Origin of the sequence: Agrobacterium sp. SORGH_AS_0440 (genome assembly GCF_031453135.1) — a bacterium.
Classification (GTDB): domain Bacteria; phylum Pseudomonadota; class Alphaproteobacteria; order Rhizobiales; family Rhizobiaceae; genus Agrobacterium; species Agrobacterium pusense.
The window spans coordinates 1,517,833-1,533,781 of record NZ_JAVIYR010000002.1 but is presented as its reverse complement, the minus strand read 5'-3'; the positions used below and the strand labels follow the sequence as shown (position 1 = coordinate 1,533,781).

Below are 15,949 nucleotides of genomic sequence, written 5' to 3'. Positions count from 1 at the left end.
TGTCCTTCAAACGCGAAACGCAAATTGGAACATGCACATTCAGAGGCCGGTGATACCGGATATGCCCCGCAGGGCCCGATATCACTGGCAGCGAATCCCCCAGCAGGCGGGAGTTAACGGCAAGTACCTGTCGCTGTCAACGAATGCGCGGTAGCGATGAGGCGGGGATGCGCTTTTTCAGAGGCTTCGGTTGCGGAAGGGTTTTCGTCTCCAGATCAGCAGAGCCATGACATAAAGCGCGAAAAGGACGAACCATGTGACCGGAAGCACCATGAAAAGCGCCGCGAAAGCACAGCTTCCCTCGAAACAGGAGCCGAGGAGGCCGGAATCGGCAAGGGCTGCCGATAATAAAAACGCACATACCCCGCTCCCGACCGCGCCGAGGACGAACAGCAATATGGTGATGAGTAATCTCATAATCTCGATCATAGGGATGATTGAGACAGCTTTGCGGAAGTAACGTCACCGCAACGCCGAGAATCGCGCTTTCGTCCGCTTCATCGCAAGAATTTGAAGAGGCATCCCGGGATCGTTGGGTGCCTCGACGCAGCATGACTGAAAAACCGCCCGGGGATTATGTAAATTTCCTTTCTGGGGTGCGGTTTTAATGTATATATTGATTAAGAGCGGTATATTTTGCAATATATTGCGTAATATAAATATTATTGTGATAGATTTTAGAAGGTTCATGACTATTTTTGCTTCATAATTTTGTATCTAGGTTAGGAAATATATCCGATTTTTATTTCATTGATATTTTAACTATCACTTACTGACAAGCGGCACGGGCTCACCATCCTGCGGCTGTGTCGCGAGCAAAGGATAGCAGATTTGTTCATTCTTTCATTCCCGGCTTGCCCGACCGGCAAGCTCTCGGGCCTTGTGGCCTGCGCCATCGTGCTGACAGGTTTCCTGACGCAGGCTTCCGCTCAGTCGCGCGCCTGCAACGACCCTACGCCTGTCGGCAATCTCAACGAAATGTTCGATGCCATCTTCGCCTGCTGGGTGCCGCCGGAGGACACGGAGGGACTGGTGGTGACGCTGCAGTTCATTTTGCACAAGGACGGAAGGATAAGGGACAAGGTGGTGGTGATTGCCGCGCGCCCGCAGGAGGATAGTCCAAGACGCAGGGCCTTCATCGAATCCGCCATCGAGGCGGTAAGGCGGGCGGCACCTCTTCCCTTTACCGAGCAGTTTGGAAGCCGTATCGCCGGCCGGCCGCTGGCGCCGCGTTTTGTCGGTGTAAAAGAGCCCGTGCCGACGCTGGAACTTTAGAGGAGGCCAGGCGAAAACACGCGCCGCGTCGAGCGCTGGCGTCGTGACTGCCGGCAGCAAATTTACTGCGATCGCGCGGAATGCCCGACCTAAAACGAGGCTTCCGAAGCTCACGCGATGCTTCAATCCGGCATCGCAACGTCTTGTCATTATGGAGAAATTTGGTGGGTGATGTAGGGCTCGAACCTACGACCCGCTGATTAAGAGTCAGCTGCTCTACCAACTGAGCTAATCACCCGACCGGCACCGTGTGGCGGTGTGAGGGGGCGTATAAAGGGGAAGTTTGGGCTTGTCCAGCGCGTAAATGAAATTTCTTCGATTTTTGTGACGAAAAAATTTCGGCCGCGCTGGAAAAGCCTGGAAATCCGGGGTTTTACGGATTTTTTCTTTTCGTCATCCGCGCCTGAACGCCCGCCCGATAAAGATGAGGATGCAAGCGCCGATGAAGCCGGCGATCAAATATCCCAGCCAGCCGGTCAAAACGATTCCGAAGACCGAAAGGATGGCGTTGGCGATGATGGCGCCGACGATTCCGAGAAGGATGTTCATGAAAACACCCATATTGCTTTTCATGAATTGTTCGGCGAGCCACCCCGCGACGCCACCGATGATGATGGCTGCAATCCAGCCAATGCCAGCAGATTCCATGATTTCCTCCCATGTTTGCTGCACGATCAAAGGTGATGATTCGCGCTGGGAAAAGCAAGGTAAACTCCTGAAAACCTCGCTTCATGCGGGTGGTTTTCCGCGCTGCAGGCGCTAAATAGCCTGATGCGGTGCAAGAGATGAAAGGCGTGGATGTGCGGTTGATGTTTGGCGGATGGATGAGCGGCAGGCGAGTGCTTCACAAGCGGGCGGGCCGTGGCCGGCGGAGCGGCGGACTTGCCGCCTTTCTGGTCGCGATTTTTGCGCTTTTCAGCGTCTTGAGCGTTGTGCCTGTCTCGGCGCAGGAGGCGACGACGCCAACGGCGCCGGGCGCCATCCAGCCCTCGACCATCGAGCAGGCAAAAGCCGATCTGGAAAAATGGAAATCGGATCTGGCGTTTATTTCGGGACAGGTGGAGGCAGGCGGACGCGATGACGCCCAGCTTGTCGATCTCAAGGGGCGGGCGGACGGTATCGCCGCCGATGCTGCCGCAACCAACACCAAGCTTCGCGCGCGGCTGGACCAGATCAAGACCCGGCTGGATGCACTGGGTGCCGCGCCCGGCGAAGGGCAGCCTCCGGAAGCCGACATGGTGACGGACGAGCGTAACCGGCTGACGGCGGAACGCGGCGAAGTGAATGCCATGGCCGGCGAGGTGGAGGCCACGGCCAATAATGCCGCACAAATTTCCAACAATATAACAGCCGTCCGCCGGGCGCTGTTTGCCGCAACGCTGTTCAAGCGAACGGAAGTCTCCGCCGAGACGCTCGGTGATGCCTCGTCCGCCTTCCTGACGGAACTCACCAACCTCAACAATGCGTTCAGCAGCTGGGCAGCCTATGTATGGAATTACAAGCGGCTGCCGATGTTCGGGGCGGTGACGCTGTCGATCATGGCCGCATTGCTGTTTCTGGTTGGCGGCTACCGTCTTTTCGGCAGTCGTATGGAGCGGCGCGCCTTTACGGGGGCACCATCCTATTTGAGACGGCTATCGGTGGCCTTCTGGTCCACCATGGTGCAGTCGCTGTCGCTGTTCCTGTTTCTGCTCACGTCGGCGTTTTTCCTTGATAATTTCAACGTGTTGCGGTCCGACATCGCGCCGATCCTGTTCGGCGCCATGGCGGTCACGGGCTTCGTTTATTTCGTGTCGCGGCTGAGCTATGCGATCTTTGCGCCGACGCAGCCGGAATGGCGCCTGCTGAAGGTTTCCAATCGCGGCGCACATCAGCTGTCCTCGGCCGTGCTTTTGATGGCACTGGTGAATGGTCTCGATTATCTGTTCGGCACCATCAGCGAGACGCTTTATTCGCCGCTTATCGTCACCGTCGCTAAGAGTTTCGTCGCCTCGATCATCATCGGTCTCATTCTGCTCGCCGTATCGTTCCTGAGGCCGGTGATCGGCGAGGGGCAGGATTACGAGACCGGCAACCAGCGCCTGCCGCGCTGGCTCGTCATTCTGCTGCGCATCGGCGGCCTCGTTCTCATCGGCGCGTGCCTGACGGGTTATGTCGGTCTTGCGCGCTTCCTCGCCACGCAGATCGTTGCGACAGGCGCGGTGCTGGCCACCATGTATATCGGCATTCTCTCAGGCAAGGCCATTTCCCGGCAGGGCGCCTTCGCCGAATCGCTCGTCGGCCGTTACCTTGCCCGCCGTTATGGCCTTGGACCCGTGCCGCTCGATCAGGCCGGGCTCGTGGCGGGGCTTGGCATCTATGCCGTGGCCTTGACCTTCGGTGTGCCGCTCATCCTGTTTTCCTGGGGCTTCCAGCCCGGCGATATAGAAAGCTGGGCCTATCGCCTGCTGACGGGCATCACCGTCGGCAATGCCTCGATCTCGCTGATCGGCATTTTCGGCGGCATTCTCGTCTTCGCCATCGGTTACATCATCACCCGCTGGTTCCAGAAGTGGCTGGACAGCAACGTCATGGCGCGCGGCCAGGTGGATGCCGGCGTACGCAACTCCGTCAAGACAGGCATCGGATATCTCGGCATTGCGGTTGCGGCCATTTTCGGCGTGTCTTCCGCCGGCCTCAACCTCTCCAGTCTGGCGCTGGTCGCTTCCGCCCTTTCGGTCGGTATCGGTTTCGGCTTGCAGAATATCGTGTCGAACTTCGTCTCCGGCCTCATCCTGCTGGTGGAGCGCCCCTTCAAGGTTGGCGACTGGGTGGTGACCGGCACGACCGAGGGCACGGTCAAGCGGCTTTCGGTGCGCGCCACGGAAATCGAGACCTTCCGCGGCCAATCGATCATCGTGCCTAATTCCGAATTCATCAATTCCTCCGTTGGTAACTGGACGCACCGCAACCGCATCATGCGCGCTGAAATCCCGGTCTCCGTTGCCTATGATTCCGATCCGCAGAGGGTCATGGACATTCTGCTTGAGCTGGTGCGCGCCCAGCCGCCGGTATTGCGCAATCCCGAGCCGCATGTGGAATTCCTCCGTTTCGGCGACTTTTCGCTGGATTTCGAACTGCGCTTCCATCTCGCAGACCTCTCGAATGGGCTTGCCGTGAAGAACTCCCTGAGGATCGCCATTCTCCAGCGCTTCCGCGAGGAGGGCATCGCCATCCCGTTCCCGCAACGCAACCTCAACATCCACGTGGAAGGCGACGCCAATCCGCAGATGCTGGCAGCCCTGCTTTCGGAGGAGGGCGACAAGGCGGTGGTGGCCCATACGGGGGCAGCTGCGCCAGAGAAAGAGGCACCGAAAAACGACAAGGCGACAGAGCCGAAGGAGAAACCCGGCACGAAAGCGTAGATCGCTGTTGATCGCGGACATTGAGTTCCGGCCAAGGGTGCTCGCCGCTTTTCCACTTCTCCTCGCCAGCGAGAAAGGTCGCGGCAGCGGGTTGAGGGGGCGCGCTCTGCGGAGTCCGGCAACGTTGCCCCTCATCCGATCCTTCGGGCCAGCTTCTCTCCGGCGGGAGAAGAAAAGAGCGGCAAAGCTGTGCAACGTTCGTCCGGCACGCTCCGCAATTTCTTCCCTGTCGCAGCACCCTATGGCCATGTCGCAATCAGGCGGCTGAACAACCCGCAAGCGCTTCATATTCCTCCCATCCAAAGCTGGCGGAATAAGGCAAGGCCGGCGCTTTTCAGGGGTTCTGTAAATGAAGACACATGCACGGGCGGTGGTGATCGGTGGCGGCGTCGTCGGCGTCTCGACGCTTTATCATCTGGCCAAGAAGGGCTGGAGCGACAGCGTGCTCATCGAGCGCAAGGAGCTGACCTCCGGTTCCACCTGGCACGCGGCCGGGCTTCTGCCGCTGTTCAACATGAGCTACTCGGTTGGCCAGATCCACAAATATTCCGTGAAGTTCTACGAGGAACTGCAGGAAGAGACCGGCATGAATGTCGGTTTCTCCAAGGTCTCCAACATCCGTCTCGCCCGCACCAAGGATCGCTGGGACGAATATATGTATTATGCCGGCATTGCCGAGACCATCGGCGTGCGCGTCAACATGCTGACGCCGGAGCAGGTGAAGGAGATCTGGCCGCTCTGCGAGACGGACGGCCTGCTCGGCGCCATCCAGCATCCTGATGACGGTTATATTCAGCCCGCCGATCTGACGCAGGCGCTGGCCAAGGGCGCGCGTGACCGCGGCGCGACCATCTATCGCAACACGACCGTCACCGCCATCGAGCAGCTTGAAGACGGTCACTGGAAGGTGACGACAGACAAGGGCGAGATCATCGCCGAACACATCATCTCCTGCACGGGCTCCTTTGCCCGCAAGACCGGCGAGATGGTCGGCATCAACATTCCGGTCATTCCGGTCGAGCATCAGTATATCGTCACCGAGCCGCATCCGGCCATTCAGGAACGCCGCCGCCAGGGCTTGCCGGAAATGGGCGTGCTGCGCGAATCCGACTCGGCCTGGTACATGCGTGAAGAGGCGGGCGGGCTGATCCTCGGTCCTTATGAAGTTGGCGCGCCGGTCTGTTATGTCGACGGTCCATCCGATGACAGCGAATATGAGCTGTTCCAGGAAGAACTCGATCGACTGATGCCGCATATCGAAACAGCCATGGTGCGCGTTCCGGCCTTCGGCGAAGTGGGCATCAAGAAGGTCTATAACGGCGCGATCGCCTATACGCCTGATGGCAATCCGATTGTCGGTCCTGCGCCGGGCCTGAAGAATTTCTGGCTGAACGAAGGCCACTCCTTCGGCATCACCGCCGCTGGTGGTGCTGGCTGGCAGCTGGCCGAATGGATCGTCGATGGCGAGCCGACGCTCGACCTGATGGGTGTCGATCCGCGCCGCTTCGGCCCTTACGCAACGGAAGGTTACCTCATCGCCAAGAACGAGGAAGCCTATGCCAACGTCTTCACCATGCATTACCCGGATGAAGAGCGCTCTGCCGCCCGCCCGCTGAAGACGACGCCGGTTTACGACCGTCTGAAGAAGCTCGGCGGCGTGTTCGGCTCCGTCTATGGCTGGGAGCGCGCCAACTGGTATGCGCCCGAAGGTTACGCGCTGCGTGAGGAAGACCTCGGCGTTGGCGCCGATGTCATCACCAGTCATAACCATGCACCGGCTCTGGATGATGGCCGTATCGTTGAGAAGTGGTCGTTCCGCCGCTCGAACTACTTCGAGCACGTCGGCAACGAAGTGAAGAACGTGCATCAGAATGTCGGCGTGCTCGATATGTCTGCCTTCGCGAAGATGGAGGTTTCCGGCCCCGGCGCGCGTGCCTGGCTCGACAGCATTCTCGCCAATGCGGTGCCGAAGAAGCGAGGCCGCATCGCGCTCACCCATCTTCTGACGCCGAATGGCGGCGTGAAGGCGGAGTTCACGGTCTATGAATGGGCGCCGGGCCGCTTCTACATGGTTTCGGCCGGTGGTCTCGAAGCGCATGACCATGACGTGCTGTTCCGCCTGGCGCCGACCGATGGCTCGGTCGTGCTGCAGCCTATCACCCAGAAATACGGCGTGCTGGTTCTGGCCGGTCCGAAATCGCGTGATCTCCTGAAGAAGCTGACCCGCACTAGCCTTGAGAACAAGGACTTCCCCTGGCTCACCGGCAAGCAGATTTCCGTCGGCGTTGCGACGGCGCATGCGCTGCGCGTCAACTTCGTGGGTGAACTTGGCTGGGAGTTGCATCACCCGATCGAGATGCAGAACTACATCTTCGACCGGTTAATGGAAGCCGGTGCCGAATTCGGCATCAAGCCTTTCGGTATCCGCGCCATGGTTTCCATGTCGCTCGAAAAGTCCTATCGCAATATGGGCCGCGAGCTTTCGGTGGAATACAATGCCTATGAATCGGGTCTCGACCGTTTCCTTCGTCCGGAGAAGAGCTTCATCGGCCGCGACGCACTGGTGGCCTACAAGGAGGCGGGCCTGAAGTCGGTCTTCTCGACGCTCACCGTGTCGGGCAATACGGATGTCGATGCGCGCGGTTCGGAAGCGATCTTCGATGAAAACGGCGCACTTGCAGGGCGCGCGACGAGCGGCGGTTTCGGCTGGCGTCTCGGCAAGTCGATCGCGCTCGCCATGCTCAAGCCGGAATATGCCGCAGTCGGCACCAAGCTGAAGATCCGTATTCTCGGCACCTCCTATGACGCCGAGGTGGTGGAAGAAAGCCCGTTCGATACCGACAACGCGCTTCTGCGCGCATAAGACCAAAATCCCCTCCCAAAGTCGGAATACGGCCCCTCGCGGGCCGTATTTCCGTTTAGGTAAGCATATGCTGAACTGACGTTTCAGGAAAAATGCTATTAATCATTCCGCAAAATGAGCCTGTTATCTTCCGCTGACATTCGATGGGGGTCGGGACAGAATGAATTTCCTGGGCATCACGGGCATGCAATATTCGGGCGTGCCTTTTACCAATAACCGCATTTTACTGGCGGAAGACAGCAACGTGTTTACCCAGATGGTGAGCAGGCGCGCTCAACGAGATGCTGGGCGTTACCGTGGAAGTATGCCGCTCCTTCGAGGAATTGCAGGCCTGCTACGAACATTCTTCCGAGCCGGTGACGCTCGCCATTTCCAACATCAACCTGCCGGGCGCGGAAAAGGGCGAAGCGCTGGAATATCTGATCGATCTATCGATCCCGACCATCGTTTTCACCAGCACCTTTCACGAGGCGACGCGTGAAACGCTGATCGCCAAGGACGTGGTGGATTATATTCTGAAAGACAATATCTTCGCCGTGGATATGCTGACGGAATCCGTCTGCCGCTTCCTCACCAACCACCGCCATCATGTGCTGATCGTTGACGACAGCCCGACGGCGCGGGCGCTGCTTTCGAGCCGTCTCAAGCGTTATAATTTCCGCGTCAGCCTGGCAGACAGCGGTGCGAAGGCGCTCGATATTCTAAGGGCCAATCCCGATATCGGCCTCGTCGTCACCGACTATAACATGCCCGACATTGACGGTTTCGAGCTGACGCGGCGCATCCGCACCGTGCGCGGCTCCCATGAACTGCGCATCATCGGTGTTTCCTCCTCCACCAACCGGCTGCTGTCGGCGCGTTTCCTGAAGGCTGGCGGCAATGATTTCATGCTGCGGCCCTTCATTGATGAAGAGTTCTATTGCCGCGTCAACCAGAACCTCGATACGCTGGTGCAGATACAGCTGGCGAAGTCCGGGGTGCGGCCGGCTGCGTAAGCCGGACGCTCGTCTTCAAAGCTGAGATTCAAGCGGCAGGAAACGCATGATGCCGGCGATGAGGCGGCGGCCGATAGCGGCGTCTGGCTCGCGCCGGTAGGTCTTGGTACGGCCCTGTTCCTCCGTCGTCCAGACGATGCGGTTGCTGCTGTCGATCTCCAGTTCAAAGCTCATCGTGCGGCGGATTTCCTCGGCGAATATTTCGTCCATGCAAGCGACCAGCGGCGGCGATGTGAAGACCACGCCCATCTCCGTATTGAGGGAGGCCGAGCGCGGATCGAAATTCAGCGAGCCGATATAACCTGTCATGCCGTCACGCGTGAATGCCTTGGTGTGCAGGCTCGCCTGTCCGGAACCGCGCAGGGTGAAGTTCGGCTGGTCCACCTGCGAACGCAGCTCGTGCAGGCGTACGCCGCCCGAGAGAAGCGGCTTGCGATAGCGGGCATATCCGGCGTGAACGGCGGCCACATCCGTTGCCGCCAGCGAATTGGTGAGGATGGCCAGCGATACGCCCCGTTCGGCAATATCAAGGAAAATCTCAACGCCCTGTTTGCCGGGAATGAAGTAAGGGGATGTGACGTGCAGGCTGTCGCTTGCCGCCTGCAGCAGGGGCAGCAGGCTTTCCATCAGGAAGTTGTGGCCCTTCCGCCGTTTGCCTGCCGCTTTTTCCGGAGGATCGGCAAGCACATCCACGGAATCCACCCAGTGCATGCGGTCCGACATCAGGAAATGATCTCGGTCATACTGGCTTTCAACGCGCTCCAGATAAGGTTTTGCGGCTTCGCTTTTTGGCAGGGCGTCCAGCTCGCGCCGTAATCTCGCGAGTTTGCTCGGCCTGCGCGCCAGAAGCGAGCGAACGGGGACGGAAACGGCGCTGTTCCAGTAATCATCGAAGATTTCCGTTGCGTCGGCCACGACGTCACCGAAGCCGAGAATATCGAAATCATGGAAATTCGCCCGTTCGGCCGCATCGAAATAGGCGTCGCCGATGTTTCGACCGCCAACGATCACCGCGCGGCCATCGGCAATCCAGGCCTTGTTATGCATGCGGCGATTGACACTGCGAAAGCGCAGCAGAAGTTCCATGCCGCGATGGAGCATGTTCTCCCGCGCCCGGGTGGGGTTGAACAGGCGAAGTTCGATGTTGGGATGGCTGTCGATGGCGTGGAAAATTCGGTCTGACATGGAGACGCCGAGATCATCGAGCAGCAGCCGTACCCGCACGCCGCGATCGGCCGCCGCGATGACCTCGCGCATCATCAGCCGTCCCGTCAGGTCCGCATTCCACATGTAATACATGAGATCGAGGCTACGCCCGGCCGCGCGCGCCGCTGCGACGCGTACCGCAAATGCATCGAGATTGGAATGTAGCAGGCACAGCGCATTCTTTTCGCTCCAGCCGTTCTTTATGGTCTGCCAGTGCCGATCCAGCACAGTTTCGTCCTCAGTGACGGGCAGGGCGGCGGAGCGGCGTTTGGGAATGGATTTTTCCCGCTGTTTACCGATGACGACAAACAGGCTCGGCCCGACGAGCAGCAGAAGAATGATGATGAAGACCGTAAATGCAGTCACTTGTTTTGATCGCTCCCGGCCTGGAGAGTATCAGGCGGGATGGAAACGCGCGAGGGAATAAAGCGTTCATTTCGGTTCGGCGGCAGTACGAAAAACCGGTACAGGCGCGACAACGGGCTTGCCAAACACATAAGTGCGTGCTTATGTGTATTTATGACAGAGAACGATATATTCCGGGCACTGGCCGATCCCACGCGCCGTGCCATTTTCGAAAAGCTGGCGGATGGTGCCATGAATGCCTCTGCCCTGCGCGAAGGGATCGAGATCAGTCAGCCGGCCATGTCGCAGCATCTTTCGGTTCTTCGCGGCGCCGGGCTAGTGGTTGAAAGACGGCAGGGCCGTTTCGTCAATTACGAGGTCGATCCGGAGGGGCTGACATGCATTGCTGCGTGGCTCGGCAAATATCGCGCCTACTGGCCACAGCGCATTGAGGCTCTCAAACTCCTGCTGAAGGATATGGACCAATGAACAGGGATGCAGCGGAAGCGCCGAAAAACGGCATTGAACTTGAATATGATCTGGACGAGCCGCCGCAAAAGGTCTGGCGCGCCATCAGCATTGCAGCGTTCCGTGAAAACTGGCTGCCGAACGAGGCTCTGGCGGAACCTGACGCGATCGACATCAAACCCGGCGAGGAAGTGCGCTACCGGCTGCGTGAAGACATTCCACCATTTCTGGAAAGCACCGTAACCTTCAGGATCGCGGCCAATGCCGAGGGCGGCACGAGCCTTCGCATCATTCATGAACTGCCCACAAATACCGGCCGGACGATGAAGGCCGCCGCAAACCACAACGGCCCGCCGATCAAGCTCGCCGCCTGATCCCACTCGTTTCCCGACATTTTCAAACACAGGAGTTCGCCGATGCGCGAAGTGATGCAACTCGTCCCTATGGTCGTCGAACAATCATCAAGGGGAGAAAGATCTTTCGACATTTATTCGCGCCTGCTGCGGGAAAGGATCATCTTTCTCAATGGCGAGGTCAACGATGCAGTTTCAGCGCTCGTCTGCGCGCAATTGCTGTTTCTCGAAGCGGAAAACCCGAAGAAGCCGATCCATCTTTATATCAATTCTCCGGGTGGCGTCGTGACGAGCGGCCTGGCGATGTATGATACGATGCATTACATCCGCGCCCCGGTTCACACACTCTGTATGGGCACGGCCCGTTCCATGGGATCGTTCCTGCTAATGGCAGGCGAACCGGGCGAGCGCACAGCACTTCCCAATGCCAGCATCCACATTCATCAACCGATGGGCGGTTTCCAGGGACAGGCATCGGACATGCTGATCCACGCCGAGGAGATGCAGCAGACCAAGCACCGCATGACGCGGCTTTACGCCGAACATTGCAAACAGAGTTATGAGAAATTCGAAGCGGCCATGGATAGGGATTTTTTCATGACGGCGGAGCAAGCGTTGGAATGGGGTCTGATCGACCGCGTTCTGGGCGTTCGTGAGGATATCGCGGCGTAGTGCCGGGTACTATCCGCAAGATATCAACACAAAAGGCAGCGCCAATGCGCTACCTTTCAAAGGTCTATCCGGATGATCAAATATCCAGATTATCTGCAAAAGCCGCCCGCTCCTGAATGAAGCGGAAACGGGCATCGGCCTTGGTGCCCATCAGATTGTCGACAGCCTCGCGCGTGCCCTCGAAGTCCACGTCATCGATCTCGACGCGCAGCAGGGTGCGCTTTTCGGGGTCCATGGTGGTTTCCTTGAGCTGGGCGGCCATCATTTCACCGAGGCCTTTAAAGCGGCCCACTTCGACCTTTTTGCCCTTGAAGACGGTTTCCATCAGCTCGGCGCGGTGGGCGTCGTCGCGGGCATAGGCGGATTTCGCGCCCTGACGGATGACGTAGAGCGGCGGCACTGCCAGATAGAGGTGGTTGCCGCGAATGAGTTCCGGCATTTCCTGATAGAAGAAGGTGATGAGCAACGAGGCGATATGGGCGCCGTCGACGTCGGCATCGGTCATGATGATGATGCGCTCATAACGCAGGTCTTCTTCGCGGTACTTGGTGCGGGTGCCGCAGCCGAGCGCCTGGATGAGATCGGCGATCTGCTGGTTGGCGGAAAGCTTTTCGCGGCTGGCACTGCCGACGTTGAGGATTTTACCACGCAGCGGCAGAATGGCTTGATTGGCGCGGTTGCGCGCCTGTTTGGCCGAACCGCCAGCCGAGTCACCCTCGACAATGAAAAGTTCGGCGCCTTCGGCCGTGTTCTGGGAGCAATCCGCCAGTTTGCCGGGCAGGCGCAGCTTGCGCACGGCGGTCTTGCGGTTGACTTCCTTTTCCTTGCGGCGGCGCATACGCTCTTCCGAGCGCTCGATGACCCAGTCGAGCAGCTTTGCCGCCTCGGCCGGGTTGCCGGTCAGATAATGGTCAAATGGATCGCGCAGCGCGTTTTCGACGATGCGCTGGGCTTCGACGGTGGCGAGCTTGTCCTTGGTCTGGCCGACGAATTCCGGCTCGCGGATGAAGACGGAGAGCATGCCGGCCGCCGAAATCATCACGTCATCGGTGGTGATGTCCTTGGCGCGCTTGTTCTGCGTCAGGTCGGCATAGTTCTTCAGACCCTTGGTGAGCGCGATGCGCAGGCCCGCTTCGTGCGTGCCGCCTTCGGGGGTTGGGATGGTGTTGCAATAGGAATGGATCTGCGTGTCGCCGCCATACCAGGTGACTGCCCATTCCAGCGCGCCGTGGCCGCCGGTCTTTTCGGTGCGGCCAGAAAAAATCTCGCGGGTGACGGTAAATTCCTTGCCGAGCGTGGCGGCGAGATAATCCTTCAGGCCGCCCGGGAAATGGAACACGGCCTTTTCGGGGATTTCTCCATCGGCCGGCACCATGCCGGGATCGCAGCTCCAGCGGATTTCGACGCCGCCGAAGAGATAGGCTTTGGAGCGGGCCATGCGGAAGATGCGGGCCGGTTCGAATTTCGCGTGATCGCCGAAGATTTGCGGATCGGGATGGAAACGCACGCGGGTGCCGCGGCGATTATGCACGTCGCCAAGCTCTTCCAGCGGACCGATCGGCAGGCCGCGCGAAAAACGCTGGCGGTAAAGCTTGCGGTTTCGCGCCACTTCCACTTCGAGAAGATCGGAGAGCGCATTCACCACGGAGACGCCGACGCCGTGCAGGCCGCCAGAGGTCTCGTAGGCCTTACCGTCGAACTTGCCGCCGGCATGCAGCTTGGTCATGATGACTTCGAGCGTCGATTTGCCCGGAACCTGCGGGTGGTTCTCCACGGGAATGCCGCGGCCGTTATCGGTGACCGTCAGGAAGCCTTCGGCATCGAGATGAACCTCGATGAAATTGGCGTGACCGGCGACGGCCTCGTCCATGGAGTTGTCGATGACTTCGGCGAAGAGGTGGTGCAGCGCCTTCTCGTCCGTGCCGCCGATATACATGCCGGGACGCATGCGCACCGGCTCGAGGCCCTCAAGCACGCGGATCGATGATGCGCCGTAGTCGTCACCGGCTGGAGACGCGGGCGGCGGAGGGGCAGACGACGCGACGGGGGCCGCGGCTGCAACGGCTGCGGGTTTCTGCTGCACGTTCACATTGGCAGCAGCGGTCGCCGGGGCCTTCACGGGCTTCGCCGCGTCCTCGTTCGTGTCCGTGTCGCTGTTTCGTGCCGCCGGAAGACCGGAGAAGAGATCGTTGCTGTCGTCCATCATGTCCAAAGTTCAAAAGCGTGTGTCAGAATTTCGCCATGCGAATCATTTTGCCATCAGCGTCAATATACCGCCAAACGTGGTTCCCGTCCGATTGAACCGGGGTCCGCCTAGGCAAGCGCGGCGCATCCTATGTCACGATTGTGTCAGGGTTTCGCAACAGGAGGATTGCGCTGCCGGCCTTGCGATGGCAAGTCTCGCAGCCACGAATGAACGGTTAGCCAAGGCATGTCCACAGCTCATTTCACGTTTTGTACTCTTTTCAGCCTGACTGTGGCGGCAATGCCGGTTACGGCCTTTGCGGCTGACGGGCCGCTGCGGCCTTTCAAGGACGAGTTGTTTTCCGCGCAGACGGTGCTTTCCACGGGCGATGGCGGCGCATCCGAAGTCATCGACTACAAGGAGATGCGCGACATCAACGGCCGCGACGAGGTGCCGGAGCGGCGGGTGAAGCGGCAATATGTGGATATGGCGCCGAAGAAGGTGCAGGCACTGGAAACCGTTACGTTCGCGGGCAGGGCGCTTGAGGTCGGCCGCGTCGGCCCGGCCAGCGGGCAGGCGTTCACCGTCATCTTCATCCACGGGCGCGGCGGTGACCGGCGGCTTGGCATGAACGACTATACGTTCGGCGGTAATTTCAACCGGCTGAAGAATCTGGCCGTCGCCAATGGCGGCACCTATTACGTGCCGAGTGTTCGTTCCTTCGATGAGAACGGCGTTGCCGACATTACGGCGCTGATTGCGGATGCGGCCAAAAAATCCGGCGGCAAGCCTGTCATATTGACCTGCGCCTCAATGGGCAGTTTCATCTGCTATGGCATTAGCCGCGACAAGGCAGCCGTTGCCAATCTCAAGGGAATGGCGATCCTGGGTGGCGCGGTCGATCCTGACTTTCCCAAAAGCGCTTTCGCGAAGGCGAAGAAGCCGGTCTGGTTTACCCATGGCAGCGCCGACAAGGTTTATTCGGCCGATCAGCAGGGGACGATTTTCCGCACGTTGTTGAAGGCTGGGGAGCCCGCGCGGTTCACGCGTTACGAGACTGGCAGCCACGGCACGCCGGTGCGAATGACCGACTGGCGGGCGGTTCTGAACTGGATTTTTAGCCGATAAGGGATCGCGGCGGGCTCGGTCAAGACAAATTTTGCCAGATTTGCCGCTGGTTTTAACCCTTGGGCCGCTTTTTTGTACCAATTGCTGCCCGCTGCGGTTAAAGGAATATCCGGGAAATTGCGGCAGAGCTTCTGTCGTGATCAAGGGCCGTCAGCGGCTGAGGGATAGGGCGCCGCTAGGGCTGCGCCCCGAGACAAAGGGAATGGGATACGCATGACGCCGAATGTTCGACCGCTTGTTGCCGGAAACTGGAAGATGAACGGCACGCGTGCCTCGCTCGACCAGATCAAGGCCATGGCAGAGGGTGTCAAGGGCGCGCTGTCCGAGAAGGTGGATGCGCTGATCTGCCCGCCTTCAACGCTGCTTTATGTCGCGACCGCGCTCTGTGACGACAGCCCGCTGATGATCGGCGCGCAGGATTGCCACCAGAACGCCTCCGGTGCCCATACTGGCGATATTTCCGCCGAGATGATTGCCGACTGCTTTGGCACCCACGTCATCGTTGGCCACTCCGAGCGCCGCACCGACCATGCCGAGACTGATCACCTGGTTCGCGCCAAGGCATCTGCCGCCCATGCGGCCGATCTCATCGCCATTGTCTGCATTGGCGAAACGGCCGATGAGCGCAAGGCGGGCCAGACGCTCGATATTCTGAAGCGCCAGCTTGCCGGCTCGCTGCCGGATGAGGCAACGGCGGAAAATACCGTTATCGCTTATGAACCCGTCTGGGCGATTGGCACCGGTCTTACGCCGACGGTGGACGATGTGCGCGAGGCTCATGCCTTCATGCGTGACGAGCTCGTCAAGCGCTTCCGCGATGCCGGAAAGACCATGCGCATCCTTTATGGTGGATCGGTAAAGCCGGCCAATGCGCTGGAACTGATGGGCGTTGAAAACGTCGATGGCGCGCTGATTGGTGGCGCAAGCTTGAAAGCGTCGGACTTCCTGTCCATCTATGCGGCATATGAGCGACTGACGGCCTGAATGAGGCTTTCCTGAAAGAGTATCGGGAAAGGGGCTTGGAATAAGCCTTCGCCTCATGTAAAGAGCCGCAA

12 protein-coding genes, 1 tRNA gene and 1 pseudogene are annotated in these 15,949 nt (G+C 59.3%); 9 read left to right on the top strand and 5 right to left on the bottom strand.

All coding sequences use genetic code 11. The features are described from left to right. Positions 1–177: 177 nt before the first annotated feature. Complete coding sequence (locus QE453_RS16795; RefSeq protein WP_004442017.1) at positions 178–429, bottom strand: hypothetical protein; 252 nt, start codon at positions 427–429, stop codon at positions 178–180. Positions 430–831: 402 nt separating this feature from the next. Between QE453_RS16795 and QE453_RS16790 the strand changes: the two genes are divergently transcribed. Beyond that, complete coding sequence (locus QE453_RS16790; protein WP_234823782.1) at positions 832–1,275, top strand: energy transducer TonB; 444 nt, start codon at positions 832–834, stop codon at positions 1,273–1,275. A 162-nt stretch (positions 1,276–1,437) separates the two neighbouring features. Here the strand turns inward: QE453_RS16790 and QE453_RS16785 are convergent. Next, positions 1,438–1,513: transfer RNA gene (locus tag QE453_RS16785), tRNA-Lys, on the bottom strand. A gap of 155 nt (positions 1,514–1,668) precedes the next feature. Beyond that, positions 1,669–1,923 (bottom strand): GlsB/YeaQ/YmgE family stress response membrane protein, encoded by a 255-nt coding sequence (locus QE453_RS16780; protein ID WP_004442014.1) that lies wholly within the window; start codon positions 1,921–1,923, stop codon positions 1,669–1,671. Between the two features lie 137 nt (positions 1,924–2,060). Here QE453_RS16780 and QE453_RS16775 point away from each other — a divergent pair, with 137 nt between their 5' ends. From QE453_RS16775 to QE453_RS16765, 3 genes and pseudogenes are all read left to right on the top strand, one after another. Next, on the top strand, positions 2,061–4,679 hold the full coding sequence (locus QE453_RS16775) for a mechanosensitive ion channel family protein (protein WP_244404934.1): 2,619 nt from the start codon (positions 2,061–2,063) through the stop codon (positions 4,677–4,679). A gap of 349 nt (positions 4,680–5,028) precedes the next feature. Then, positions 5,029–7,542, top strand: a complete 2,514-nt coding sequence (locus QE453_RS16770) for an FAD-dependent oxidoreductase (RefSeq protein ID WP_060942363.1) — start codon at positions 5,029–5,031, stop codon at positions 7,540–7,542. Between the two features lie 160 nt (positions 7,543–7,702). Next, positions 7,703–8,537 (top strand): annotated as a pseudogene (locus tag QE453_RS16765) (response regulator). 15 nt (positions 8,538–8,552) lie between these two features. Here QE453_RS16765 and QE453_RS16760 read toward each other — a convergent pair. Beyond that, on the bottom strand, positions 8,553–10,109 hold the full coding sequence (locus tag QE453_RS16760; protein ID WP_309777505.1) for a phospholipase D family protein: 1,557 nt from the start codon (positions 10,107–10,109) through the stop codon (positions 8,553–8,555). Between the two features lie 153 nt (positions 10,110–10,262). Here QE453_RS16760 and QE453_RS16755 point away from each other — a divergent pair, with 153 nt between their 5' ends. From QE453_RS16755 to QE453_RS16745, 3 genes are read left to right on the top strand one after another with little or no spacing between them, the layout of a single operon-like run. Further along, complete coding sequence (locus tag QE453_RS16755; protein ID WP_309777503.1) at positions 10,263–10,577, top strand: metalloregulator ArsR/SmtB family transcription factor; 315 nt, start codon at positions 10,263–10,265, stop codon at positions 10,575–10,577. After that, positions 10,574–10,930 (top strand): SRPBCC domain-containing protein, encoded by a 357-nt coding sequence (locus tag QE453_RS16750; protein WP_006697388.1) that lies wholly within the window; start codon positions 10,574–10,576, stop codon positions 10,928–10,930. The genes QE453_RS16755 and QE453_RS16750 overlap by 4 nt, the downstream gene beginning before the upstream one ends. Positions 10,931–10,972: 42 nt before the next feature. After that, a complete protein-coding gene (locus QE453_RS16745) occupies positions 10,973–11,581 on the top strand; it encodes an ATP-dependent Clp protease proteolytic subunit (RefSeq protein ID WP_006697389.1) in 609 nt (202 codons plus the stop codon). A gap of 76 nt (positions 11,582–11,657) precedes the next feature. Here the strand turns inward: QE453_RS16745 and parE are convergent, their stop codons facing one another. Further along, on the bottom strand, positions 11,658–13,787 hold the full coding sequence (gene parE, locus QE453_RS16740; protein ID WP_077986281.1) for a DNA topoisomerase IV subunit B: 2,130 nt from the start codon (positions 13,785–13,787) through the stop codon (positions 11,658–11,660). Positions 13,788–14,012: 225 nt separating this feature from the next. Between parE and QE453_RS16735 the strand changes: the two genes are divergently transcribed. Together QE453_RS16735 and tpiA are read left to right on the top strand one after the other, a co-directional pair. Next, positions 14,013–14,894: an alpha/beta hydrolase gene (locus QE453_RS16735; protein WP_309777501.1), complete on the top strand. Its 882-nt coding sequence runs from the start codon at positions 14,013–14,015 to the stop codon at positions 14,892–14,894. Between the two features lie 213 nt (positions 14,895–15,107). After that, a complete protein-coding gene (gene tpiA / locus QE453_RS16730; protein ID WP_022556222.1) occupies positions 15,108–15,878 on the top strand; it encodes a triose-phosphate isomerase in 771 nt (256 codons plus the stop codon). Positions 15,879–15,949: the final 71 nt, after the last annotated feature.

Bases quoted from the DNA above. Each gene is read 5' to 3' on its own strand.
- QE453_RS16770 (WP_060942363.1), top strand. From the start codon at position 5,029: ATGAAGACACATGCACGGGCGGTGGTGATCGGTGGCGGCGTCGTCGGC.
- QE453_RS16735 (WP_309777501.1), top strand. From the start codon at position 14,013: ATGTCCACAGCTCATTTCACGTTTTGTACTCTTTTCAGCCTGACTGTG.
- tpiA (WP_022556222.1), top strand. From the start codon at position 15,108: ATGACGCCGAATGTTCGACCGCTTGTTGCCGGAAACTGGAAGATGAAC.
- QE453_RS16775 (WP_244404934.1), top strand. From the start codon at position 2,061: ATGAAAGGCGTGGATGTGCGGTTGATGTTTGGCGGATGGATGAGCGGC.
- QE453_RS16745 (WP_006697389.1), top strand. From the start codon at position 10,973: ATGCGCGAAGTGATGCAACTCGTCCCTATGGTCGTCGAACAATCATCA.
- QE453_RS16750 (WP_006697388.1), top strand. From the start codon at position 10,574: ATGAACAGGGATGCAGCGGAAGCGCCGAAAAACGGCATTGAACTTGAA.
- parE (WP_077986281.1), bottom strand. From the start codon at position 13,787: ATGATGGACGACAGCAACGATCTCTTCTCCGGTCTTCCGGCGGCACGA.
- QE453_RS16795 (WP_004442017.1), bottom strand. From the start codon at position 429: ATGATCGAGATTATGAGATTACTCATCACCATATTGCTGTTCGTCCTC.
- QE453_RS16780 (WP_004442014.1), bottom strand. From the start codon at position 1,923: ATGGAATCTGCTGGCATTGGCTGGATTGCAGCCATCATCATCGGTGGC.
- QE453_RS16755 (WP_309777503.1), top strand. From the start codon at position 10,263: ATGACAGAGAACGATATATTCCGGGCACTGGCCGATCCCACGCGCCGT.